Genomic DNA, 23,087 nt, shown 5'->3' on the forward strand with positions numbered 1-23,087 from the left:
CGGGATCCGCCGTCCGGCTCACAGCGCCAGGAAGTGATGCACGGCTGGCCGCTCCGGGCCGATATGGAACTTCAGCGCCTCGCCCTGCAGATCGGCATCGGCCTGCGAGACGCGCTGGTGCTGGCGCAGGTGCTCGGCCCAGGACTCGACCAGAAACCACTCCATCAGCCGCTCCGGTTCGGCCGTGTGCTCGGTGATGCCCCAGGCATAGGCACCGTCGCGTCGGCGCTCGATGGCCAGGCGCTTGAGCGCGAGCAGGAAGGCCTCGCGGTCTTCGCGGCGAACGCGGTACTCGATCTGAATCATCACCGGCCCGCGATCATCAGCGACCGGCTCGGCCAGCAGCGGCTCGGGCCAATGATTGGCGGGCTGCAGATCGGCCTCGCCGGCGGGCAGCTTGAGCCGGTGGAAGATCAGCGCGACCACGGTCAGACCTGTGGCGCCGGCCGCCAGCGTGGCCGGCACGCCGATCTGCTGCGCGATCAGGCCCCAGCCCAGGCTGCCGGCCGCCATCGCGCCGTTGAACACGGTCAGATAGACCGCCAGGCCGCGGCCGCGCACCCAGTTCGGCAGGATGGCCTGGGCCACACCGTTCAGCGTGGTCAGCGCGATGATCCAGCCCAGGCCGAGCAGCAGCATCAGCACGACGGCGGCCCAGCGCGGCGGCGCGGCCACCAGGGCCGCCATCACGGCGGCCGCCAGCAGCGAGGCCAGCAGCAGCAGGCCGTCGACATCGAGACGCTGGCGCAGGCGCGGCATCAGCACCGCGCCGAGGATGGCGCCGGCGCCGACCGCGCCCAGCATCAGACCGTAGAAGCCGGCCGTGCCGCCCAGCATCTGCCGTGCCACCAGTGGCAGCAAGGCCCAGACGGCGCTGGCGAACAGGAAGAACACCGCCGCACGCAGCAGCACGGTATGCAGCTCGGGGCTGGCGCGGGTGTAGCGCAGGCCGGCGCGGAAGGCACCAAGAAAATCTTCTGACAGCGCGCTCTCGCTCGGTGCCGGACGGCGCCACCACAGCAGCGCGGCGATCACGAAGACATAGCTCAGCACATCGACGCCATAGGTCAGCGCGGCGCCGAAGCTGGCCAGGATCAGGCCGCCGGCGGCCGGGCCGATCGCGCGCGCGATATTGACGCCCAGCGAGTTCAGCGCCACCGCATTCCTCAGGTCTGAACGCGGCACCAGCTCGGGGACGATGGACTGCCAGGTCGGCCCCATCAGCGCCGCGCCGATGCCGCCGACAAAGGTCAAGGCGATCAGCGAACCGACCGACTGCAGGCCCAGCCAGGACAGGGTCAGCAAGGTCGCGCTGACGGCGCCCAGCAGCACTTGCACGCCGATCAGGAAGCGGCGGCGGTCGAGGATGTCGGAGAGCACGCCGGCAGGTATCGCCAGCAGAAAGACCGGCAAGGTCGCGGCGGTCTGTATCAGCGCGACGGCGGTCGGGCTGGCCGACAGATCGGTGATCAGCCAGGCGCTGGCGACATCGCGCATGAAGCTGCCGATATTGCCCAGCACCGTGGCCGCCCACAGCACGGCGAACACCGGCTGGCGCAGCGGCGCGAAGCTGCCCGAGGACGATGGTGAGGAGGAGGCCTTGCTCGCTTCAACCACGACGGTCCTGCCAGTCATGCCAGGCCACCAGCAGGAGGCCGCCGACCAGTCCCCAATGCTCGAAGAAGGCATTCATCAGCATGAAGCGTTCATGATCGGTCGCTTCCCAGTAGCGGTTGGCCATGAAGGTGGCCGCAGCGGTGAAGACCGCCAGCGCCAACGCGCCGAGCCAGCGCAGCCGGCCCGTCAGGATCAGCGCGGCGGCGCCCAGCTCCAGCACGATCACCGCCACCGCAAACAAGGGCGCCGGCTGCAAGCCGAAGTGCCTCATCTCGCCGACGGCACCGGGGAAGTCGAAGAGCTTGACCAGACCGCCCTGCAGATAGGCAGCGCACAGCAACAGCAGGCACAGCCAGCGCAGGCCCGCATTCATCCTGATTGCCATGTTCACACCGCCCAGCAGGCGCAACCCAGCGCACCCCAGAAACTCTTGAAATCGGACACCGGCGCATTGCCGGCCCAGGACTTGGCATGCTGGTGGCCGTGCACATGGCAAGCCTTGGCGCAGGCGCAGGCCTGTTGCTGCATGACGGCTTGCAAGGGCTTGCCTTCTTGCTCGCCCCAGGCGCCATAGCCCTTGAAGCTGCGCACCGGCGACCAGTCGGGCATGGCCGGCGGCAGCGTGGCCTCGTCATCCGAGGCGAAGGGGCCGGCGCCATAGACCACCTTGCCGCCGACCACGGTCAGCAGCGCGGTGGTGTCGATGATCTCGCTCTCGGCGCAAGCGAAGAAGTCGCGGTCCGGCACCAGCAGGTCGGCCAGCATGCCCTCCTCGATGCGGCCCTTCTTGCCCTCCTCGTTGGAGAACCAGCAGACGTTCTCGGTCCACATCCGCAGCGCCTGTTCGCGATCCAGGCAGTTGCGCTGCGGCGTCAGCTGCAGGCCGCCGACGGTCTTGCCGGTGATCAGCCAGGCCAGCGAGACCCAGGGGTTGTAGGAAGCGACGCGGGTCGCGTCGGTGCCGGCCGAGACCTTCATGCCTTTGCTCAGCATCTTGGCCACCGGCGGTGTGGCCTCGGCCGCGCCGGAGCCGTAGCGCTCGACGAAGTACTCGCCCTGGTAGGCCATGCGGTGCTGCACCGCGACGCCGCCGCCCAGCGCCGCGATGCGGTCCATCGAGCGTTCGGAGATCGTCTCGGCATGGTCGAAGAACCAGTTCAGCCCGGCCAGCGGCACGTCCCGATTGACTCGCTCGAACACATCGAGCGCGCGGCTGATGGTCTCGTCATAGGTCGAATGCATGCGCCAGGGCCAGCGGTTCTGCGCCAGGATGCGAACCACGCCGTCGAGGTCGTCCTCCATCTCCGGCCCCATCTCCGGGCGCGGCTGGCGGAAGTCCTCGAAGTCGGCGGCCGAGAACACCAGCATCTCGCCGGCGCCGTTGTGGCGGAAGTAGTCGTCGCCCTGCTTGTAGCTGGAGCTGGCGGTCCAGTTCAGGAAGTCGGCTTTCTCCTGCTTGGGCTTTTGCGTGAACAGGTTGTAGGCCAGGCGAATGGTGAGCTGGCCGGCATCGGCCAGTTGCTGGATCACCTGGTAGTCGTCGGGATAGTTCTGGAAGCCGCCGCCGGCATCGATGGCGCCGGTCACGCCCAGGCGGTTGAGCTCGCGCATGAAGTGGCGGGTCGAGTTCAGCTGGTATTCGACGGGCAGCTTCGGCCCCTTGGCCAGCGTGGCGTAGAGGATGGACGCATTCGGCTTGGCCAAGAGCAGGCCGGTCGGGTTGCCGGCGCTGTCGCGCAGGATCTGCCCGCCGGGTGGCTCGGGCGTGTCGCGGGTGTAGCCGACGGCGCGCAGCGCGGCGCCGTTGAGCAGCGCGCGGTCGTAGAGATGCAGGATGAAGACCGGGGTGTCGGGCGCCACCGCGTTCAGCTCCTCCAGGGTCGGCAGGCGCTTCTCGGCGAACTGGTGCTCGGTGAAGCCGCCGACCACGCGCACCCATTGCGGCGCCGGCGTGATGTCGACCTGGCGCTTGAGCATGGCCATCGCATCGGCCAGGCTCTTCACGCCGTCCCAGCGCAGTTCCAGATTGAAGTTCAGGCCGCCGCGGATGATGTGGATATGGTTGTCGATCAGGCCCGGCAGCACGCGGCGGCCGCCCACATCGATGATCTTGGTCATCGGCCCGGCCAGGGCCATCACGGCCCGCTCATCGCCGACGCGCAGGAAGCGGCCGTCCTTGATGGCCACCGCCGAGGCCGTAGGCTGGGCCCGGTTCAGCGTCGTGAACTGGCCGCGATGCAGGATCAGATCGGCGGTTTCAGACATGCCTGGACTCCTGGACGGCGGACTTCTCGGCGCACTTGGGCAGCTCGCCGAACATATGCGGCTTGACCTGATGATGCAGCCAGGAGACCGGCGCGGCCTCGGTCTGCATCAACTTCTTCACCAGCGGCGGCAGCTGCTCGCCGACCAGAATGCCCAGAAGCCCCACCAGCGCGATCACCGGCGGCGCCGGCGAGCGCACATTGAACAGCGCGTAGATCACGCCGACCAGCAGGCCGATGGCCAGGGACAAGAGGTAAGGCTTCATGGGCATGTCCTTCAGATCAGCCTTCGTGCGCGCCGAACATGGACTTGGCATAGATGATGCCCAGGCCATAGGCGCCGCCGAACTTCTTGGCGATGCCGGTGGTCAGCTCGTAAGTCTCGCTGCGAGCCCAGTCGCGCTGCAACTCCAGCATGTATTGCAGTGCGGTCATCGGGCGCACGCCGGCCTGCACCATGCGCTCGACCGCGCGCTCGTGCGCCTCGTCCGAGACGTCGCCGCAGGCATCGGTGATCACATAGACCTCGTAACCCTGGTCCAGCGCCGACAGCGTGGGCCCGACGATGCAGACCGAGGTCCACAGGCCGGCAAACACCAGGCGGCTCTTGCCGATCACATTGACCTGCTTGATGACGGCGGCGTCTTCCCAGGTGTTCATCGAGGTGCGGTCCAGCAGGGCCTGGCCCGGGAAGGCGGCGGTGATCTCGTCGAACATCGGGCCCGAGAAGCTCTTCTCGGCCACCGTGGTCAGGATGGTGGGCACCTTGAAGCCGGCTGCGGCGTGGGAGATCAGGGCGGCGTTGTTGCGCAGCGCGATCGCGTCGATGGACTTGGTCGCGAAGGCCATCTGCGACTGGAAGTCGATCAGGATCAGCGCGTGGTCGGTGGGGTTCAGCAGCTTGGCGCCGGGCGTAGGGGTGGCGGTGATGGGCATGTCAGGGTCCTTTCAGACGATAAAGAAGATACGGGGGCTGGTGGATCAGCTCTTCAGGAAGGCCAGCAGATCGGCGTTGAGCTTGTCCTTGTGCGTGTCGGTCAGACCATGGGGCGCGCCGGGGTAGACAACCAGCTTGGCGTTCTTGATCAGCTTGGCCGCAGCCAGGGCCGCCGCAGCGATGGGCACGATCTGGTCATCGTCACCATGCAGCACCAGCGTCGGGATGTCGAACTTCTTCAGGTCTTCGGTGAAGTCGGTCTCCGAGAAGGCCTTGATGCAGTCCAGCGTGGCCTTGTGGCCGGCCATCATCCCTTGCATCCAGAAGGTGTCGACCAGGCCTTGCGAGAGCTGGGCGCCTGGGCGGTTGAAACCATAGAAGGGGCCGGAGGCGATGTCCTTGTAGAGCTGGGCGCGGTTGGCGCGCTCGCCGGCGCGGATGCCGTCGAACACCTCGATCGGCAATCCACCGGGGTTGGCCTCGGTCTTCAGCATCAAGGGCGGCACGGCCGAGATCAGGCCAGCCTTGGCGACGCGCTTCGTGCCATGGCGGCCGATATAGCGGGCCACCTCGCCGCCGCCGGTCGAGAAGCCGAACAGCGCCGCGCCCTGGATGTCCAGCGTGTCCAGCAGCGTGGCCAGATCATCGGCATAGGTGTTCATCTCATGGCCGCCCCAGGGCTGGCTGGACCGGCCGTGGCCGCGGCGGTCATGCGCGATCACGCGGTAGCCGTGCTCGGCCAGGAACAGCATCTGCGCTTCCCAGCTGTCCGCATTCAGCGGCCAGCCGTGGCTGAAGACCACGGGCTGACCGCTGCCCCAATCCTTGTAGTAGATCTGCGTGCCGTCTTGGGTGCTGATGGTGTTGCTCATCGAAGAAGCTCCGGTAGTGGGCGATTGGCGGTCTTGCAAACGGTGCTGCAGACTCGTTCACCAGCATAGGAAAGCCTCGACGCGGCCACCACCACAGGATGGCCTGACACTCGCTAGCCCATTGGAGGCAGTCGGCCCACGGGCCGCAGCCACTCAGAGCCGTATCAGCCCGCGCTTGAGCGCGATCGAGACCGCATGGGTGCGGTCCTTGGCGCTGAGCTTGACCAGAATGCTCTTCATGCGCGCCTTGATCGTCTCTTCGGACACCGACAGCATGGCGCCGACCTCGCGGTTGGAATTGCCGGCGGCAATGCGCTGCAGCACCTCGATCTCGCGCTCGGTCAGCGGCTCATCGCCGGCATGACTGGCCAGCTCGACGGCGATCTCGGCCGGGATCCAGCGCCCGCCGGCATGAACGGCGCGGATGGCCGCCAGCAGATCGGTGCGCAGCGAGCTCTTCAGCAGATAGCCCAGCGCGCCGGCCCTCAGCGCGCGCCAGGACTGGGCATCGCCCTTGTAGGTGGTCAGCACAAGGATGCGGGCCTGCGCAAACTCGGCACGGATCGCGGTGATCGCCTGTACCCCGTCCATCTCCGGCATCTGCACATCCATCAGCGTGATGTCGGGCTGCAGCTGCCGGAACTGCGCCAGCGCCTCCAGGCCGTTACCGGCCTCGCCGACGATCTGCATATCGGGCTGGCGTTTGACGACCGCAGCAATGCCTTCCCGCAGCAGCGGGTGATCGTCGACCGTCAAGACCCGGATGGGCCGATCTGTGTGCTGCACTATCGCTCCCACTGTCGCTACATATCCCCGTGTTGCTGCGCTGGCCGGGCGTCACTTTAACTGCTGTGTCATTGCTGTGGCAGGGCCCGCCCGAGTCCCTGCCGACTACTCTTTCGGGTAGTCGCGATACACCCCGCCGGGGGTGGTTGCCGTCACCCCGTTTGCCGATGATAGAGGCCGATACCGGCACGCTTGCCGGAAGCGGAGGTCAGATGCTCACGACAACAAAACCCGATATCGCGGTGCTGCACAGCACCCCCTTGACCGCCGCCGGCCTGGCCGCGGCCCTGGATGCCGATTGGCAGGTCCGGCAGCTGCCGGCGCTCGGCGCTGGGCAGCTGCCGGCGCCTGACGAGCCGGTGCCGTCCATGGTGGTTGCGGACTACCACTGCGGCCTGGCGCTGATGCGGCAGTACAAGGCCCTGCCCTGGCTGCGCCAGCGCCAGCCGCGCTGCCTGATCGTCACCGAGGCCACCCGCTGCTGGCAGGTCCGGCAGGCGCTGGAGCATGGCGTGCAAGGCTATCTGGGCGCCGACTGCAGCCTGCAGGAGTTGCGCGAGGCGGTGCGCGGCGTCCACCAAGGCCAGCGCGTGCTGTGCGCGGCGGCCGCCGCCAGCATGGCGGAAAGCATGGCCCAGACCGCGCTGACGGCGCGCGAGATGGATGTGCTGCTGCTGCTCGGCGAAGGGCTGGACAACAAATCGATCGCCCTGCGCCTGGACATCGCACTGGGCACGGTCAAGTCCCATGTCAAGGCGGTGCTGGACAAGCTCGATGCCAGCAGCCGCACCCACGCCCTGGCGGCCGCGCTGCAGCGCGGGCTGATCGGCGACGAGCGCCGCGCCGCGCCGACAACGCGGCAGGCATTGTCGGCCGCCTGCTGAATAGGCCCGCCTAGCCCCGCCCATCGCGACCGGCCAACGCCTCGCGATCGGCCAGCAGCAGCGCATCGGCGCGGTCCAGCAGCCGCTCCAGCGCCAGGCGCGCAGGGTCCTGGCTCGGAAAGCCCTCGGCGATCGACTGCAGCTGCAGCAGCAGGCCTTGCACTCCCTGCACCAGCACATCGTGGGCGGCCTGCTGCGCCTGCTCGCGCGCACGGCGTTGAGCACGCCCCCGCATGGCCATCCAGTAGCACAGGCCCAGCAAAACCAAGAGGAGCAATGACAGCAGGGCCAACAAGGGCAGCATCTCAATGCCGGTCTGCTGATTTCCCATGGACGGCCCGCCTCCGTATGGCTTGTTCGACAGCGTCAGGCCTGTCTCCGAGACCCCTCATTGAGGATCTTGGAACAAGCCTAAGGCCAGCGCAGGCGCGCGGCCACTCCCATTGGAGCTAGGGGGTCGGCGGGGCGCTGGGCGGCTCAGTAGCCCGCCGCCCGGTCCACCGCCCACTCGGGCCGCCGCCCGGCGCGCACCGCGCGCAGCGCCTCGAGACACTGCTCGGCCACCACGGCCTCGCGCGCCTCGCCGGCGATATGCGGTGTGGCCAGCACCCGGGGGTGGTGCCAGAGCCGGGACTCGGCCGGCAGCGGCTCGCGCTCGAACACATCGAGCGCGGCGCCGGCCAGATGTCCCTCGTCCAGCAGGGCCAGCAGATCGGCCTCGACCAGATGGCCGCCGCGGCCGACATTGATCAGCACCGCACCACGCGGCAGCTGGGCCAGGCGCTCGCGGTTCAGCAGGCCCTGCGTCGCCGGGGTCAGCGGCAGGGTGCAGACCAGCAGATCGCTCTGGGCCAGCAGCTGCGGCAGCGCGCCAGCGCCGGCCAGGCTTTGCAGGCCGGCGAACTGCTTGGCCTGGCGGCCCCACAAGGTCACCGGGTAGCCCAGCGGCACAAAGGCGGCCGCTACCGCCTGGGCCACCGCCCCCTGGCCCAGGATGCCGACCCGGCAGCGCTCGGGCGACCGCACCGGGTGGCGGCGCCACTCGGCGCGCGCCTGCTGGGCCGCATACAGCGGCAGATCGCGGCTGAAATGCAGTGCGCAGGCGATCACATACTGGGCCATGGTGCGGGCCTGCAGCGGGTCGACCACGCGGCTCACCGGCAGCCCCGGCGGCAGGTCCGGCACGGCCAGCAGCTTCTCGACGCCGGCGCCGGTCGAGCACAGCAGACGCAGGTTCGGGTAAGCGCCGAGCTGGCCGGGCTTGAGCCGCCAGGCCAGGATGGCTTCGACCGCCTCGGGCGGCGGCGCATCGGCCTCGGTCCAGACCTGCACCTCGGGGGCGGCCGCGCGCAGCGCCGCGACGAAGGGCGCCGAGGGCAGCGGCGCGCTGAGAACCAGGATGGCCATCAGCTCTCGTAACCCGGCAGGCGACGATCGAGCCGGCGCAAGAGGCCCGGCCAGACCAGATTCGCGCCCAGGCCCTTGCTGACCTCGCGCGCCTGCTCGGGCATGGTGTCAATGATGGCCTGCGGCACCCGGGTCAGCGCGCTGCCACCGGCCTGCGCCAGCAGCTGGATGCGGCAGGCCGCCTCCAGCGTGTACATCTGCTGGAAGGCTTCGGCGACGCTGCGACCGCAGGTCAGCAGCCCGTGGTTGCGCAGGATCATGAAGCGCGCCGTGCCCAGATCGGCAGCCAGGCGCGGCCGCTCGGCATCGCGCAGCGCGACGCCCTCGTAGTCGTGATAGGCCAGGCTGCCCAGCACAAAGCCCGACTGCTGCGACAAGGGCAGCAACCCCTCGGCCTGCGCCGAGACCGCGATGCCATGCGGGGTGTGCGTGTGCATCACGCAGCTCATCTCGGGCCGCGCCTCGTGCACGGTGCTGTGGATCATGAAGCCGGCCGGGTTGATCGCGAACGGCGTGTCCTGCAGCGCCCGGCCGTGGTGATCCACCTTGACCAGACTGGAGGCCGTGATCTCCTCGAAGAACAGGCCGTAGGGATTGATCAGGAACTGATCGCCCTCGCCCGGCACCCGCGCCGAGATATGGGTGAAGACCAGATCGTCCCAGCCGAACATCGCCACCAGACGGTAGGCCGCCGCCAGATCGACGCGCTGCTGCCACTCCTCGGGCGAGACCTGAGCCTGCAGGCTGGGGATGGGGGGCAATGGCTTCATCAGTGATAGTCCTCTTCACGCTGGTGGCGCACGGCCAGCACGACAACCTTGGTCGTGCTGACGATCTCGTACAGCGCCACATAGCCGGTGTTCCCGAAGGGGATGATCAGCTCCCGCTGAGCGGGGTTGCGAGCCGCCTTGCGGAAGCTGAAGGGGGTGATGGCCAGTCGATGCTGCGCGGCGGCTCTGATCGCGGCGATGGCCTGCTGGGCCTCGTCAAGGGCCTCGCCGGTCTCGGCCCGTTCGAGCAAGAAATCAAACAGGCGTTCCAAGTCGGCCTCGGCAGCAGGGGCCAACTCGACGCTGAAACTCATGGCCCGAGTTTCTTGCGCTTGGCATCGAGCTTGGTCTGCAGTCGACCCAGCACCGTCTCGACAGGCACGGAAACACCGGTGCGGTGGTACTCCTCGGAGGCGGCCTGCGCCCGCTCATGGAAGGCCGTTTGCACGCGCCGGAAGGCAATCGCATTGCGCACGGTCGCCTCGACAAAGTCGGTCAGCGTCTCGCCCTGCCGGAGCACCGATTCGAGATCGGCACGAAGCTCGGGCTCCACGCGAATCTGGGGAATGACGGCGGTTTTCATCAGCGTATTGTATTGCGCTTGCACTACAGCCACAACAAACCCGCCCTCAGTCCACCTTCACCTTGGCGTTGCGTATCACCTGGCCCCATTTGGCCGTTTCGCTGGCGATGAAGCTGCCGAACTCGGCCGGGCTGCCACCCATGGGCACCGTGCCCATGGCCTCCAGGCGCTGGCGCACCTCGTCCAGGCGGACGATGGCATTGACCTCGTCGGCCACTTTCTTGACGATGGCCTCCGGCGTGCCGGCCGGCGCCAGCAGGCCGGCCCAGGTGCTGCCGGTGAAGCCGGCCACGCCCTGCTCGACAAAGGTCGGCAGCTCGGGCAGCGCGGGCAGACGCTTGTCGCTGGCCACGCCGATCAGCCGCACCTTGCCGGCCTTGCCGGGGGCGATCAGGCCCGAGGCGGCGTCGAGAAAGAGCTGGATCTGGCCGCCCATCAGATCGGTCAGCGCGGCGGCCGCACCGCGATAGGGGATGTGCACCATATAGCTGCCGGTCAGCGCCTTCAGCAGCTCGGTGCTGAGGTGGGCGGCCGAGCCGTTGCCGCTGGAGCCGAAGCTGATCTTGCCGGGGTTCTTCTTCGCATAGGCGATCAGCTCGGCGGCCGTCTTGAAGGGCACCTCATTGGGGACCGCCGCGACCAGCGGCGACAGGCCGATCAGCGAGACCGGCGCGATGTCCTTGGCCGGGTCATAGGGCAGCTTCGGATACAGCGTCGTGTTGGCCGCATAGGCGGCGATCACGACGGCCATCGTGTAGCCATCGGGCGCCGACTTGGCCAGCGCATCGACGCCGATGATGCTGTTGGCGCCGGGTTTGTTGTCGACCAGCACGGCCTGGCCCAGCCGCTCCTGCAGCTTCTGCGCGACCAGGCGCGCGGTCACATCGGTGAAGCCGCCGGGCGGGTAAGGCACGATGAGCTTGATCGGCCTGGCCGGCCAGGCCTGGGCCCAGGCCGGCGCGCTCAGCGCGGCCAGGCCCAGGGCAAACTCGCGGCGGTTCGTCTTCATATCGTCTCCTGCTGGTTGTAGCCATCCCTTAGCTCGCGCTTGAGCACCTTGCCGATGGCACTGCGCGGCAGCTCGGCGATCAGGCGCAGATCGGCCAGGCGCTGGGTCTTGCCGACGCGGGCGTTGAGCCATTCGCGCAGCGCTGCGGCCGGCATGTCGAAACCGGCACGGCGCACGACAAAGGCCACCGGGGTCTCGCCCCAGACGCTGCTGGCCACGCCCACCACCGCCGCCTCGGCGACGGCCGGGTGCTGGCGCAGCTCGGCCTCCAGATCGCTGGGGTAGATATTGAAGCCGCCCGAGATGATCATGTCCTTCTTGCGGTCGAGCAGGATCAGAAAGCCCTCGGCATCGAAGCGACCGATGTCGCCGGTGCGGATGAAGCGCTTGCCGTCCGGCGCGAACCACTCGGCCTCGCGCGTCTTCTCGGGCTGGCCGTGGTAGCCGGCCATCATCGCCGGCGAATGGCCGACCACCTCGCCGGCCTGGCCGGTCGGCAGTTCCAGCCCCGCATCGTCGATCAGGCGGATGTCGTGGCCCTCGGCGGGCCGGCCCACGGTATGCAGCTTGTCGGGCTGCAGATGGGCTTCGAGGATGCAGGTGCCGCCGCCCTCGGTCATGCCGTAGAACTCCACCAGGCCGCCGGGCCAGCGCGCCAGCACCTCGGCCTTCAGCGCGGCCGGGAACGGCGCGCTGGTGCAGAACTTGATCCGGCAGGCGCTCAAGTCATGGTCGTCAAAGCTCGGCAAGGCCATGATGCGCTGGTACTGCACCGGCACCAGCATCGTGTGCGTGGCACGGTGGGCATGGGCCAGGGCCAGATAGGCGGCGGCATCGAACTTGGCCATCAAGAGCACGCAGCCGCCATAGGCCAGGGCCGGGAAGAACACCACCAGTGTCGTGTTCGAGTACAGCGGCGTGGCCAGCAGGGTCACGCTGTCGGGCCCGTAGCCATAGGTCGCACCGCGCCGCACATGCATCCAGCGCATGCCATGGGGCTGGACGATGCCTTTGGGCGCACCGGTGGTGCCGGAGGAATAGATGATGTTGAACGGCGCCTCGGCGCCTATCTCCACCGGCTGCGGCCGCGCGCCGGGCGGCGCCAGCCAGGCCTCGAAAGCGGCCTCGTCGTCGAGCGAGATACGGCGGATGTCGCCGGCCGAGATCGGCGCCGCCGCGTCGGCAAAAAGCAGCCGCGCCTGCGCATCGCCCAGCATGCCGGCCAGCGCCGCCGCCGTGACCGAGGGGGCCAGCGGCGCGACGACGACGCCGGCCCGCAGCGCGCCGAGGAACAGCGCCGCCTGGCGCGGCGTGGCCAGGCCGCACAGCGCAATCGCCTGGCCGGGCGCGATGCCCTCGCGCTGCAGCGCGCCGGCGATGCGGTCCATCAGCGCATCGAGCGCGGCATAGCTCAGCACCGTGTCGCCCTGGCGCAGCGCCGGCGCGGCCGGCCGCTGCAGCGCATGCTGATGGATCAGGTCGGCGATGCGCTGGAAGTCCTGGTCATCGGTCATCCCCACCGCCTACTTCGCCGCCAGGCCCAGGCGCTCGATCAGCGCCTTGTCCTTGGCATAGGTCTCGACCGCCCACTGGCGGTACTCCGCGCCGTTGCGATACCACATGGCCTGGTTCAGCTGCTCCAGCAGCTCGATGTGCTTGGGGTCGTCCATCGCCTTCTTGTAGGCATCGTGCAAGGCCTTGACGACCGCCGGGTCCATGCCCTTGGGGCCGGCCAGGCCGTAAGGCGAAGTCGACACGACGTTGTAGCCCAGCTCCTTGGCGGTGGGCACCTGGGGCCAGCGTTTGGTGCGCTGCTCGCCGAAGGTCACCAGCAAACGCATCTGGCCGCCGTCGACGAACTTGTCCCAGCCGCTGGCATCGCTTTGCGCCATCACATGGCCGCCCAGCAAGGCCTGCTGCAGATCGGCATTGCCCTTGAAGGGGATGTGGTTGAGCTGCACCTTGGCATTGCCGGCCAGTTCTTCCAGCAGCAGATGCGGGCTGCTGCCGGTGCCGGTGGAGCCGTAGTTGATCTGGCCGGGTGCCTTGCGGGCGGCCTCGATGTAGTCGTTGAAGCTCTTGAACGGCGAGTCGCTCTTGACGGTGAAGCCGAAGGTGTAGCCGCTGATGCCGATGATGAACGTGAAGTCGTTCAGCGGGTCCCAGGCGGTCTTCTGCATATGCGGGATGCGCAGCATGCCCAGCGGGTACTGCGAGATCGTGTAGCCGTCGGGCTTGGCGGTCTGCGCCATCGTGCCCGGGCCCAGCGTGCCGCCGCCACCGGGCTTGTTCTCGATGATGATCTGCTGGCCCAGATGCTTGGACGCGAGCTCGGACAGCGCGCGCAGATGCCGGTCGGTCGAGCCACCGGCCGGCCAGGGCACGATCAAGGTGACCGGCTTGCTCGGGAAGGCCTGGGCCTGGGCGCCGGCAAGCGGCGCCAGCGCGGCCACGGCGCCGGCCGCCAGCATCAGGCGGCGGCCCCACATCATCGTTTGCTTGCTCATCACTTTGTCTCCTGGTTTTATGAGAGAGGGGGATTCAGGTCCGGGACTGCTGTTCCTGCAGTTCGCGCCACATCACCTTGCCGCTGCCCGACTTGGGCAGCGCGGCGACGAACTCGACGATGCGCGGGCTCTTGTAGGCGGCCATATGGCCATGGGCCCAGTCGATGATGTCCTGCTCGCTGACCGATTCCGCCAGGCCGGGCTTGAGCACGACCAGGGCTTTGACGGTCTCGCCGCGTCGGGCGTCCTGCACGCCGATCACGCAGGCCTCCTGCACGGCCGGGTGGTGGTACATCAGCGCCTCGACCTCGGCCGGCCAGACCTTGTAGCCCGAGGCATTGATCATGCGCTTGAGGCGGTCGGTCATGAAGAAGTAGCCGTCCTCGTCGATGCGGCCCAGGTCGCCGGTGCGCAGAAAACGCTGGCCGGCGATCTCGACAAAGGCCTGGGCGGTGGCCTCGGCATTGCGCCAATAGCCCTGCATCACTTGCGGCGCGGCGATGATGATCTCGCCACTCTCGCCCTGCGGCAGCTCGGCCAGGCTGACGGGGTCGACGATGCGCGCATCGACATCGAAGACCGGGATGCCCAGGCACTGGGGCTTGGGCCGGTGCACCGGATTGATATGGGTGGCGGCCATGGTCTCGGACATGCCGTAGCCCTCGACATAGTCCAGTCCGGTCAGCGCCTTCAGCTTGGCGCAGATGGCCTCGGGCATCGCCGCGCCGCCGCCGCGGATGCCGGCCAGGCTGGACAGGTCATAGTCCGCCAGCCTGGGGTTGGCCAGGAAGTCGATCAGCATGGTCGAGATGGTCTGCCAGACGGTGACCCGGTAGCGCTGCATGCACAGTGCCGCCGCATCGCGGTCCCAGCGCGGCAGCACGACGATGGTGGCGCCGATATAGAGCGGCCCGTTGAGGCTGCCCGACAGGCCGGTGACATGGAAGAAGGGCAGCACCGACAGATAGACCGCGTCCTGGGTGCGGGCGAACCAGTTGATGCCGCCGACCAGGGTGCTCATCACGCTGCGGTGCGTGTGCATGCAGCCCTTGGGCTGGCCGGTCGTGCCCGAGGTGTAGGGCATCACGCAGAGATCGTCGGGGCCGGCCGTCAGCGGGCCCGGCACACGCCCGGCCTGCAGCATCTCGCGCCAGGCCCGCAAGCCGGTGCCGACCAGGGGCCGCGCCGGCGCGGCCACGAAATCGGGCACGCTCAGATCGGTAGCCTCGCGCAGATAGTCGCTATAGCACGCGACGATCAGATGCTGCAGCCCGCCCGCGCCCGGCAAGGACTGCAGCGGCTGCAGCTGATCCAGCAGATCCTGCGCGACGAAAGCCGTGCCGGCGCCGCTGTCCGCGACATAGTGGCGCAACTCCTCGCCCCGGTTCATCGGATTGACCGGCACGACCACCGCATTGGCGCGCAGGATGGCGTAGAAGGCCAACACCCATTGCGGGCTGTTCTGCATATAGAGCAGCACCCGGTCGCCGGCCTGGACGCCGCAGTCCTGCTGCAGATAGCCGGCGATGCGCTCGGTCTCGCGCAGGAACTCGGCGAAGCTGATCGCCGTGTCGTAGAAGATGATGAAGGGCTTGTCGGGGTAGCGCGCGGCAGCCACCTCGACATTGAAGAAGAGGTGGGTCTGCGGCAGGGTCAGGTGTTGCGGCAGGCCCGGCGGCCAGTGCGCCAGATGCGGTGCCTGCGATGAAGGGACTGAATTCATGGGGCTGGGCCATGGCCGGCATCGCTGCGCGGCCGTTGGCTTCTTGTCTCCGTCCTTGCTTATAGGTCGGCGCCTGGGGCACCGCTGTCGCATCGGCGTCATTCCTTCATTCCGCTCGACGGAATACACAAATGCTACGACCCAGTCTACGCAGCCCGTCGGCAGCTGTAAATTGGAATGGATCTGAAATCAGGGATTGCGAGCATCCATGCGCCACGGCGAATGGCAACATGGCACGCTATATTCCGTCGAGCGGAAAATAACCGGATTGCAGCAAGCATGGGACGACAACGCAGCAGCCTCGCCGAGGCCGGTGGCACGGACAGCGCCGACCCGGCCGAGGATCGGCGTTTCGTCACCGCGCTGGCCCGCGGGCTGGAGCTGCTGCGCTGCTTCAAGCCGCAGGACCGCTGGCTCGCGCACCAGGAGATCGCCCGCCGCACCGGCCTGCCCCAGGCCACCGTCTCGCGCCTGAGCTTCACGCTGACCAGCCTGGGCTATCTGCGCCACCGCCCGCAGACCGGCGAGTACGCGCTGAGCCCGGCCGTGCTGTCGCTGGGCTTCTCGGTGCTGACGAATTTCGAGATCGGCCGCATCGCCCGCCCCTTCATGGAGACCCTGGCCGAGCACACCCAGGCCGCGATCTCGCTGGGCGTGCGGCATGACTTGAGCATGGTCTATGTCGCCCACTGCCGCAGCACCGCGCGGCTAATCCTAGGCCTGGATGTCGGCACCCGGCTGCCGCTGGCCGAGACCGCGATGGGCCGCGCGATGTGGTGCTGCGCCTCGCCGGGCATGCGCACCCTGCTGGGCCAGCGCCTGCAAGCCCAGGACGCCGAGCGCTGGGCCCGCCAGCAGCCGGCGCTGCGGCGCGCCGAGGCCGACTACGCGCGGCGCGGCTATGCCTGTTCCGAGTCGGAGTGGGAGAGCGATATCGCGGCCATCGGTGTCGGCATCGACATCGGCGACGGCCGCGAGCCTCTGGCGCTGACGGTGGGCGGCCCGGCCACGCGGCTGCGCGGCGCGCTGCTGCACGAGGACTTCGCCGCCGCGCTGAAGCGCACCGGCCGCGAGATCGTCGACGCCATCCAGGCGGCCGACTGGCGCGACTGATGGCCAGCCCCGTTCCAACGCCCTGGCTGGCCTATGCCTGCCTGGCGCTGAGCACCAGCCTGGTCGGCAGCTATGTCGGCCTGTCCAAGCTGCTGCTGGCGGTGTTCCCGGTGTTTCTGCTGGCCTGGCTGCGCTTTGGCAGCGCGGCCGTGCTGATGGCCGGCTGGGTCCGGCGCGGCGCCGACGAAGCCCGGCTCGATGCGCGCTCGCGCCGCCTGCTGTTCCTGGAGTCCTTTGTCGGCAACTTCCTGTTCTCGATCTGCCTGCTGTTCGGCCTGCAGCTGAGCTCGGCCGTGGTGGCCGGCGTCATCATGGCCGGCATCCCGGCTGCGGTGGCCCTGCTGAGCCGGCTGCTGCTGGGCGAGCACATCGCGCCGCGGGTGATGGCCGGCATCGTGCTGAGCGTCAGCGGCATTGCGCTGGTAGCACTGAACCGCGAGGGCCAGGGCCAGACCACGCCCTGGGGCGCCGCCCTGCTGCTCGCGGCGGTGTTCTGCGAGGCCGGCTATGTCGTGATCGGCAAGCAGCTGACCGCCCATCTCTCACCCAAGCGCATCAGCGCGCTGATCAATCTCTGGGGCCTGGCCCTGGTGACGCCGCTGGGCCTGTGGCAGGCGCTGAGCTATGACTTCGCCCGGCCCAGCGGCCAGCACTGGGCGCTGCTGCTGTTCTACGCGGCGGCGGCCAGCATGGTGACGGTCTGGCTGTGGATGACCGGGCTGAAGAAGGTGCCGGCCGCGCAGGCGGGCGTCTTCATGGTCTTTCTGCCGATCGCCACCGCGCTGGTGGGCCTGGTCTTTCTCGGCGAGCGTATCGGCGCCGTGCAGCTGCTGGCCTATGGCCTGGCGCTGGCCGGCGTGCTGCTGGCCACCGCGCCGAGCAGCGGGCAAAAGGCATGAGCCCCCCAACAAAAGCTATGGCCGCGTCTCACCGACACCCACTCGCCTTGCCCTAGCATTGCCGGCATTCGCTCCCTCCCCTCTTCGCCCCGGACCCATGGACGACTTTGAATACTGGCAGCAGCAGGTGTCAGGTTTTGCCGCACTGATGCAGGCCCGGCCGGCCGCCGCCGCCAAGCCGGCACGCGCCAAGCCGCTGCCCGGCCACTGCATGATCTTCTCACCCCACCCCGATGACGAATGCATCGTCGGCGCGCTGCCGCTGCGGCTGCGCCAGGAAGCGCAGTGGCGCATCACCAATGTGGCCGTCACGCTGGGCAGCAAGCCCGAGCGCCGCGAGCCGCGCTGGCGCGAGCTGCAGGCCGCCTGCGAGGTGCTGGGCTTCGACAATATCCGCCTGACCGAGCAGGGCCTGGCCCTGGTGCGGCCCGAGACCGAGACCGAATCGCCCCAGCTCTGGCGCGCCCATCTGCAGTGCGTGACCGAGCTGCTGGCCGAGCAGATGCCCGACCTGGTGCTGGCCCCGCATGCGCGCGACGGCATCGCCACCCATATCGGCGTGCACAAGCTGCTGACCCAGGCGCTGCAGGCCAGCGGCATCAGCTGCGTGCTGGCCGAGACCGAATACTGGGCGACGCTGCCGGCGCCGAACTGGCTGGTCGAGACCGGCGTGGCCGACACCGCGCGCCTGGTCCAGGCCCTGGCCTGCCACCACGGCGAAATCGCCCGCAACCCCTACCACCTGCGCCTGCCGGCCTGGCTGGCCGACAGCGTGCGCCGTGGCGGCGAGCTGCTGGCCGGCGCCGGCAGTGCCGTGCCCGGCTATGCCTTCGGCACGCTGTACCGGCTGAGCCTGTGGGCCGACGGCCGGCCCCAGCAAGACCTGTCCCCCCGCCTGTGCCCCGCCGATCAGGCGATCGATGCACGCTGGCTGAAGCCCTGAGAAAGATCCCCGGCAATGTCTGAACACCCGACCCATCTGCGCATCCATCAGTTCGCCGGCCTGCACGCCGGCCCGCGCCTGCTGGTCAGCGCCGCCGTGCATGGCAACGAGATCTGCGGCGTGGCCGCGATCCGGCGCCTGCTGGCCGAGCTCGACAGCGGTGCGCTGCGCCTGCTGCGCGGCACCCTGAGCCTGATCCCCATCGTCAACCCGCTGGCCCACGCGCTGGGCCGGCGCGAAGGCGAGCGCAATCTGAACCGCAATCTGCGCCCGGCCGTGATCGCGCAGGACTTCGAGGACCGCATCGCCGGCCCGCTGTGCCGCTGGCTGGCCGATCACGAGGTGCTGCTGGACCTGCACTCCTTCCAGGGCCAGGGTCAGCCCTTCGCGATGCTGGGCCCGCGCAATAACAGCGGCGAGCTCGAACCCTTTGCCTATGAGTTGGCCGAGGCGCGGCTGGCCGCCTGCGTCGGCACCGGCCGCATCGTCGAGGGCTGGCTTTCGACCTATGCCCTGGGCCTGCAGCGGCGCGCGGCCAGGACCGGCGACGGCACGCGCCGCGCCACCCTGCAGCAAGACCCGCATTACGGCGTCGGCACCACCGAGTACATGCGCTCGCAGGGCGGCTACGGCATCACGCTGGAATGCGGCCAGCACGAGGACCCGGCCGCGCCGGAGTTCGCCTACCGGGCCATTCTGCGCACCCTGGTGCTGCTGGGCATGGTCGAGCCCGGCGTCGTCGACCCCCGCCCGGCCGAGCCGCCCGAGCTCTTGCAACTCTATGAGGTGATCGACCGCGAGCACGAGGGCGACCGCTTCGAGCGCGCCTGGGTCAGCTTCGATGCGGTCCGCAAGGGTCAGCTGATCGGCAGCCGCCATGACGGCACACCGGTGCTGGCGCCCGACGACGGCCGCATCGTCTTCCCGGCCGCCAATGCCCAGCCCGGCAGCGAGTGGTTCTACCTGGCGCGAGCGAGTGAGCGCCGGCTCGGCTAGAGTGCGGACCATGCGTATCGATTTTGTCTCCGACGTTTCCTGCCCCTGGTGCGTGATCGGCCTGAAGTCGCTGGAGCAGGCCCTGGCCCGGCTGCCCGAGCTGGCGGTGGACCTGCACTTCCAGCCTTTCGAGCTGAATCCGCAAATGGCCCCCGAGGGCCAGGACATCGACGAGCATCTGGCACAGAAGTACGGCGCCGGCCCGGATCAGCTGGCGGCCACGCGCGAGGCGATACGCCAGCGCGGCGCGGCGCTGGGTTTCACCTTCACCGTCGGTGCCCGCAGCCGCATCTACAACACCTTCGATGCCCATCGCCTGCTGCACTGGGCCGGGTTGCAGGACGCTGACCGGCAGAAGGCCTTGAAGCTGGCCTTGTTCAGCGCCTATTTCACCGCCGGCAAGAACCCGGGCGCCCACGAGGTGCTGCTGGATGCCGCCGTCGAGGCCGGCCTGGACAGGCAGGCGGCCGCCGCCGTGCTGGGCTCGGACGCCTACCGGCAGGAGGTGCGCGATGCCCAGAGCTTTTATCTGAGCCAGGGCATCAACTCGGTGCCGGCCATCATCATCAATGAGCGTCATCTGATCCAGGGCGGCCAGCCCAGCGAGGTGTTCGAGCAGGCGCTGCGCCAGATCGCGGCCGAGGCTGCCCCGTCGGCCTGAGCGACAATAGAGCCCAGACCCTTTCTCCCAACCGCCCCGCCCTCGGGGCGGTTTCATTTGCGCACGACGCCGAGCAACAAGATGTTCAAGAACTTGACGATTTACCGCGTGGGCCCGAGCTGGCAGCCCACCCAGCAAGAGGTTGAAGAGGCCCTGGCCAAGGGTCAGTTCCTGCCCTGCGGTCCCAGCGAGCCGTTGTCGCTGGGCTGGGTGCCGCCGCGCGGCATCGAGCACGCGCCCCTGGTCGAGGTGATCGACGGCCATCTGCACCTGAAGCTGACGATAGAGTCGCGCGTGCTGCCCGGCTCGGTGGTCAAGGAACGCGTCGACGAGATCGCCGCCCAGATCGAGGAGCAGACCGGCCGCAAGCCCGGCAAGAAGGCACTGAAGGACCTGAAGGAACAGGCCACCCACGAGCTGCTGCCGCTGTGCTTTAAGAAGCGCAGCAGCATCCGCGTCTGGATCGCGCCCGAGCAGCGCCTCTTGATGATCGATGCGTCCAGCCCGGCGCGCTGCGAGGAGGTCGTCAGCCTCCTGATCAAGGCACTGGACGGCCTGACCCTGCACCTGGTGCAGAGCGCCGAGACGCCGGCCGCCTGCATGGCCGCCTGGCTGATGGACGGCGTGCCGCCCGAGGGCTTCACGATAGACCGCGAGTGCGAGCTCAAGAGCGAGGACGAGATGAAGTCGGTGGTTCGCTATGCCCGCCATGCGCTGGACATCGAGGAGGTGCGCCAGCATCTGAGCAGCGGCAAGCGCCCGACCAAGCTGGCGATGAGCTACAAGGACCGCGTCTCCTTCCTGCTGACCGACACGCTGGCCATCAAGAAGATCGCCTTTCTGGACCTGGTGTTCGAGGGCCATGACAAGCCCGAGAAGGACGAGCAGTTCGACGCCGATGCGGTGATCGCGACCGGCGAGCTCGCCGAGCTGATCCCGGCCCTGATCGAAGGCCTGGGCGGCGAGCACGACTTCCTCGGCTCGGCCCCGAAGTCGCTCGACATCGCCGAGCTGCTGCCGCCGGATCAAGACCTGGCCCTGGTCAGCGACGACGTGCCGCCCTGGGCTTGAGCCGAGGCCTGGCGCCTCAGCGCATCGACATGCCGTAGCGCTGGGCCAGCCTTGCGATCTCGCCGCTGGCCTGCAGGCTGTGCAAGGCCTTGTCGACGGTCGCGACGGCCCAGCGCGATTTCGGCGACACCAGGCAGTGCGTGTCGACCACCGAATAGGGTTTGGCGCTGACGGCAAAGCGCTCGCGCTCTTTCGGGTGGCGCTGGAAATAGCCCTCGATCTCGGCCTCCGAGACGATCAGCACATCGGCCATGCCGCGGCCGACGAGGCGAAATAGATTGTCCGATTGCGTGTCGTTGATGCGCTTGATGCGGCCCGCCTCCATCAGCGGCTGCAGGCTGGGAAAGCTGTAGCCCAGCAGCACGGCCACACGCTGGCCGTCCAGATCCTCGGGAAGATGCCCCGGGGCTGGCCGCTCGGCCGGGCCGACCACCCGCTCGATCTGCGGCAGCACCGCCTGCGTCCATTGCGATGCCGGCGCCCGAGTCCAGACCGGGCTGGAATAGCAGACCAGGTCGGCCTGGCCGCCCAGCACCGCCGGCTCGATGCGACGGCGCGGATAGAGCTGCTGCACGGCCCGCGTACCCAGCTCCGCCGCCAGCCGCTCGGTCAGATCATGCAGAAAGCCGCCGCTGACCTTGCCGCCCTCCACCGTCAGCAAGGGGTAGCCCATGCCCGAGGTTTGCGCAATCCGCAGCGACTCCTGGGCGAAGGCGCCGGTCGCACACAGCCACAACAGGGCAGCCAGACAGTGCTGGCGAGCGGACGGATTCATCTTTCTTTGTCCCAACGAGTCCAGGTCAGGGTGCCGATTGTGCCGCCGCCTCGCGCAGCTTGTCCTTCTTGCTCTTGCGCTTGCCCTTGATACCGCCGACGGCCTGGGCCTCGCTGGCGACCTCGCCGGGCTCGAAACCGGCGATCTGCTCGCGTGCGACACGCTGGACCTGGCGTTTCTCGATCAGACGGAAATGCGCTTCGGTGTCGGCCGTGATGAAGCTCAGCGCGACGCCGCTGGCACCGGCCCGGCCGGTGCGGCCGATGCGGTGGGTGTAGTCGGCCGGCGAGCGCGGCAGCTCGTAGTTCAGCACCGCGGTCAGCTCGGGGATGTCCAGGCCGCGCGCCGCCACATCGGTGGCCACCAGCACCTGGATCTCATTGGCTTTGAGCGCCGCCAGCACCTGGCGCCGCGTGCCCTGGCTCAGCTCGCCATGCAGGGCTGCCGCCTTGATGCCGGTCTTCCAGAGCTTGTCCGAGACATGCTCGGCCGCGTACTTGGTGGCGACAAACACCAGCAGCCGCGGCCAGGCCTCGGTGGCGATCAGATGGCGCAGCAGCGGCGTCCGCGCGGCGGTGTCGACCTGGATCGCGCGCTGCACGATGTCGGGCAGCTCGGCCGGTGCGGCCTCGATCGCGATGCGCTGCGGCTCGCGCAGGATGGCATCGGCCAGGGCCTGCACGGCCGGCGCGAAGGTGGCCGAGAAGAACAGGTTCTGGCGCTGCGCCGGCAGCAGGCCCAGCACCCGCTGCAACTCCTCGGCAAAGCCCAGCGCCAGCAGCCGGTCGGCCTCGTCCAGCACCAGGGTCTGGGCCGTGTCCAGGCGCAGCGCGTTGTGCTCGACCAGGTCCAGCAGCCGGCCCGGCGTGGCCACCATGATGTCCACGCCGCCGCGCAAAGCCATCAGCTGCGGGTTGATGGACACACCGCCATAGGCGATCGCGATCTTCAGCGGCTCGGGCAGCGCGCGGGCGAACTCGCGCAGCACCTCGCCGACCTGCTCGGCCAGCTCGCGCGTGGGCAACAGCAGCAGCGCGCGCAGGCGGCGCGGGCCACCGTCACGAGCGGCCAGCACCCGCTGCAGCAGCGGCAGCGCATAGGCCGCGGTCTTGCCCGAGCCGGTCTGGGCCAGGCCCAGCACATCGCCGCCGCCCAGCACGGCGGGGATGGCGGCGGATTGAATCGGGGTCGGTGCGTGATAGCCCTGCTCGCGCACGGCGCGCAGCAAGGCGGGGGACAGGCCCAGGGTGGAGAAAGACATCGGGGGCGG

At 68.8% G+C, this 23,087-nt stretch carries 25 protein-coding genes; 7 read left to right on the forward strand and 18 right to left on the reverse strand.

Annotated elements, in window-relative coordinates; translation table 11 throughout:
- Window positions 1–18: 18 nt before the first annotated feature.
- The 7 genes from O5M90_RS04005 to O5M90_RS04035 all read right to left on the reverse strand — a co-directional run bounded on the left by O5M90_RS04005 (window position 19) and on the right by O5M90_RS04035 (window position 6,446).
- Window positions 19–1,635, reverse strand: coding sequence for an MFS transporter (locus tag O5M90_RS04005; protein ID WP_440401817.1), 1,617 nt, complete (start codon window positions 1,633–1,635; stop codon window positions 19–21).
- Window positions 1,610–2,002: a DoxX family protein gene (locus O5M90_RS04010; protein ID WP_440401818.1), complete on the reverse strand. Its 393-nt coding sequence runs from the start codon at window positions 2,000–2,002 to the stop codon at window positions 1,610–1,612. The genes O5M90_RS04005 and O5M90_RS04010 overlap by 26 nt, the downstream gene beginning before the upstream one ends.
- A gap of 2 nt (window positions 2,003–2,004) precedes the next feature.
- Window positions 2,005–3,882, reverse strand: a complete 1,878-nt coding sequence (locus O5M90_RS04015) for an amidohydrolase (RefSeq protein ID WP_440401819.1) — start codon at window positions 3,880–3,882, stop codon at window positions 2,005–2,007.
- Window positions 3,875–4,147 carry a XapX domain-containing protein gene (locus O5M90_RS04020; RefSeq protein WP_137944997.1) on the reverse strand — a complete coding sequence of 91 codons (273 nt, stop codon included), beginning with the start codon at window positions 4,145–4,147 and terminating at the stop codon, window positions 3,875–3,877. Before O5M90_RS04020 ends, O5M90_RS04015 begins: the two co-directional genes overlap by 8 nt.
- 16 nt (window positions 4,148–4,163) lie before the next feature.
- On the reverse strand, window positions 4,164–4,817 hold the full coding sequence (locus tag O5M90_RS04025) for a hydrolase (protein WP_269838947.1): 654 nt from the start codon (window positions 4,815–4,817) through the stop codon (window positions 4,164–4,166).
- 45 nt (window positions 4,818–4,862) lie between these two features.
- On the reverse strand, window positions 4,863–5,690 hold the full coding sequence (locus O5M90_RS04030; protein ID WP_137944995.1) for an alpha/beta fold hydrolase: 828 nt from the start codon (window positions 5,688–5,690) through the stop codon (window positions 4,863–4,865).
- Between the two features lie 153 nt (window positions 5,691–5,843).
- Window positions 5,844–6,446, reverse strand: a complete 603-nt coding sequence (locus O5M90_RS04035) for a response regulator transcription factor (RefSeq protein WP_440401820.1) — start codon at window positions 6,444–6,446, stop codon at window positions 5,844–5,846.
- Between the two features lie 242 nt (window positions 6,447–6,688).
- Between O5M90_RS04035 and O5M90_RS04040 the strand changes: the two genes are divergently transcribed.
- On the forward strand, window positions 6,689–7,360 hold the full coding sequence (locus O5M90_RS04040; RefSeq protein ID WP_269838946.1) for a response regulator transcription factor: 672 nt from the start codon (window positions 6,689–6,691) through the stop codon (window positions 7,358–7,360).
- Window positions 7,361–7,370: 10 nt separating this feature from the next.
- On the opposite strand, the gene O5M90_RS04045 is transcribed toward O5M90_RS04040, so the two are convergent.
- From O5M90_RS04045 to O5M90_RS04085, 9 genes are all read right to left on the reverse strand, one after another.
- Window positions 7,371–7,691: a hypothetical protein gene (locus O5M90_RS04045; protein ID WP_269838945.1), complete on the reverse strand. Its 321-nt coding sequence runs from the start codon at window positions 7,689–7,691 to the stop codon at window positions 7,371–7,373.
- A gap of 146 nt (window positions 7,692–7,837) precedes the next feature.
- Window positions 7,838–8,767 carry a 2-hydroxyacid dehydrogenase gene (locus tag O5M90_RS04050; protein WP_269838944.1) on the reverse strand — a complete coding sequence of 310 codons (930 nt, stop codon included), beginning with the start codon at window positions 8,765–8,767 and terminating at the stop codon, window positions 7,838–7,840.
- Window positions 8,767–9,537 carry a class II aldolase/adducin family protein gene (locus O5M90_RS04055; protein WP_269838943.1) on the reverse strand — a complete coding sequence of 257 codons (771 nt, stop codon included), beginning with the start codon at window positions 9,535–9,537 and terminating at the stop codon, window positions 8,767–8,769. Before O5M90_RS04055 ends, O5M90_RS04050 begins: the two co-directional genes overlap by 1 nt.
- Window positions 9,537–9,851 (reverse strand): type II toxin-antitoxin system RelE/ParE family toxin, encoded by a 315-nt coding sequence (locus tag O5M90_RS04060; protein ID WP_262972730.1) that lies wholly within the window; start codon window positions 9,849–9,851, stop codon window positions 9,537–9,539. The genes O5M90_RS04055 and O5M90_RS04060 overlap by 1 nt, the downstream gene beginning before the upstream one ends.
- Window positions 9,848–10,120: a YlcI/YnfO family protein gene (locus O5M90_RS04065; protein ID WP_137944988.1), complete on the reverse strand. Its 273-nt coding sequence runs from the start codon at window positions 10,118–10,120 to the stop codon at window positions 9,848–9,850. The genes O5M90_RS04060 and O5M90_RS04065 overlap by 4 nt, the downstream gene beginning before the upstream one ends.
- Window positions 10,121–10,166: 46 nt before the next feature.
- Entirely contained in the window at window positions 10,167–11,129 is a 963-nt protein-coding gene (locus tag O5M90_RS04070; RefSeq protein ID WP_269838942.1) for a tripartite tricarboxylate transporter substrate binding protein, read from the reverse strand.
- On the reverse strand, window positions 11,126–12,643 hold the full coding sequence (locus O5M90_RS04075; protein WP_269838941.1) for a class I adenylate-forming enzyme family protein: 1,518 nt from the start codon (window positions 12,641–12,643) through the stop codon (window positions 11,126–11,128). The genes O5M90_RS04070 and O5M90_RS04075 overlap by 4 nt, the downstream gene beginning before the upstream one ends.
- Window positions 12,644–12,652: 9 nt before the next feature.
- Entirely contained in the window at window positions 12,653–13,636 is a 984-nt protein-coding gene (locus O5M90_RS04080; protein WP_137944985.1) for a tripartite tricarboxylate transporter substrate binding protein, read from the reverse strand.
- Window positions 13,637–13,670: 34 nt separating this feature from the next.
- Window positions 13,671–15,359, reverse strand: coding sequence for a long-chain fatty acid--CoA ligase (locus O5M90_RS04085; protein WP_269838940.1), 1,689 nt, complete (start codon window positions 15,357–15,359; stop codon window positions 13,671–13,673).
- A 279-nt stretch (window positions 15,360–15,638) separates the two neighbouring features.
- Here O5M90_RS04085 and O5M90_RS04090 point away from each other — a divergent pair, with 279 nt between their 5' ends.
- From O5M90_RS04090 to O5M90_RS04115, 6 genes are all read left to right on the forward strand, one after another.
- Entirely contained in the window at window positions 15,639–16,472 is an 834-nt protein-coding gene (locus O5M90_RS04090; RefSeq protein WP_262972726.1) for an IclR family transcriptional regulator, read from the forward strand.
- Window positions 16,472–17,371, forward strand: a complete 900-nt coding sequence (locus O5M90_RS04095; RefSeq protein WP_269838939.1) for a DMT family transporter — start codon at window positions 16,472–16,474, stop codon at window positions 17,369–17,371. Before O5M90_RS04090 ends, O5M90_RS04095 begins: the two co-directional genes overlap by 1 nt.
- Window positions 17,372–17,468: 97 nt before the next feature.
- Window positions 17,469–18,314 (forward strand): PIG-L deacetylase family protein, encoded by an 846-nt coding sequence (locus tag O5M90_RS04100; protein ID WP_269838938.1) that lies wholly within the window; start codon window positions 17,469–17,471, stop codon window positions 18,312–18,314.
- A gap of 15 nt (window positions 18,315–18,329) precedes the next feature.
- Window positions 18,330–19,310 (forward strand): succinylglutamate desuccinylase/aspartoacylase family protein, encoded by a 981-nt coding sequence (locus tag O5M90_RS04105; protein WP_269838937.1) that lies wholly within the window; start codon window positions 18,330–18,332, stop codon window positions 19,308–19,310.
- Window positions 19,311–19,320: 10 nt separating this feature from the next.
- Window positions 19,321–19,971, forward strand: coding sequence for a DsbA family oxidoreductase (locus O5M90_RS04110; protein ID WP_269838936.1), 651 nt, complete (start codon window positions 19,321–19,323; stop codon window positions 19,969–19,971).
- Between the two features lie 81 nt (window positions 19,972–20,052).
- Window positions 20,053–21,042 (forward strand): recombination-associated protein RdgC, encoded by a 990-nt coding sequence (locus O5M90_RS04115; RefSeq protein WP_262972721.1) that lies wholly within the window; start codon window positions 20,053–20,055, stop codon window positions 21,040–21,042.
- Window positions 21,043–21,058: 16 nt separating this feature from the next.
- Here O5M90_RS04115 and O5M90_RS04120 read toward each other — a convergent pair whose 3' ends face one another.
- Window positions 21,059–21,817, reverse strand: a complete 759-nt coding sequence (locus tag O5M90_RS04120) for a substrate-binding periplasmic protein (protein WP_269838935.1) — start codon at window positions 21,815–21,817, stop codon at window positions 21,059–21,061.
- A 25-nt stretch (window positions 21,818–21,842) separates the two neighbouring features.
- Window positions 21,843–23,078, reverse strand: a complete 1,236-nt coding sequence (locus tag O5M90_RS04125; protein WP_440401821.1) for a DEAD/DEAH box helicase — start codon at window positions 23,076–23,078, stop codon at window positions 21,843–21,845.
- Window positions 23,079–23,087: the final 9 nt, after the last annotated feature.

It is taken from the genome of Paucibacter sp. M5-1 (genome assembly GCF_027498415.2).
Lineage (GTDB): Bacteria > Pseudomonadota > Gammaproteobacteria > Burkholderiales > Burkholderiaceae_C > Roseateles_E.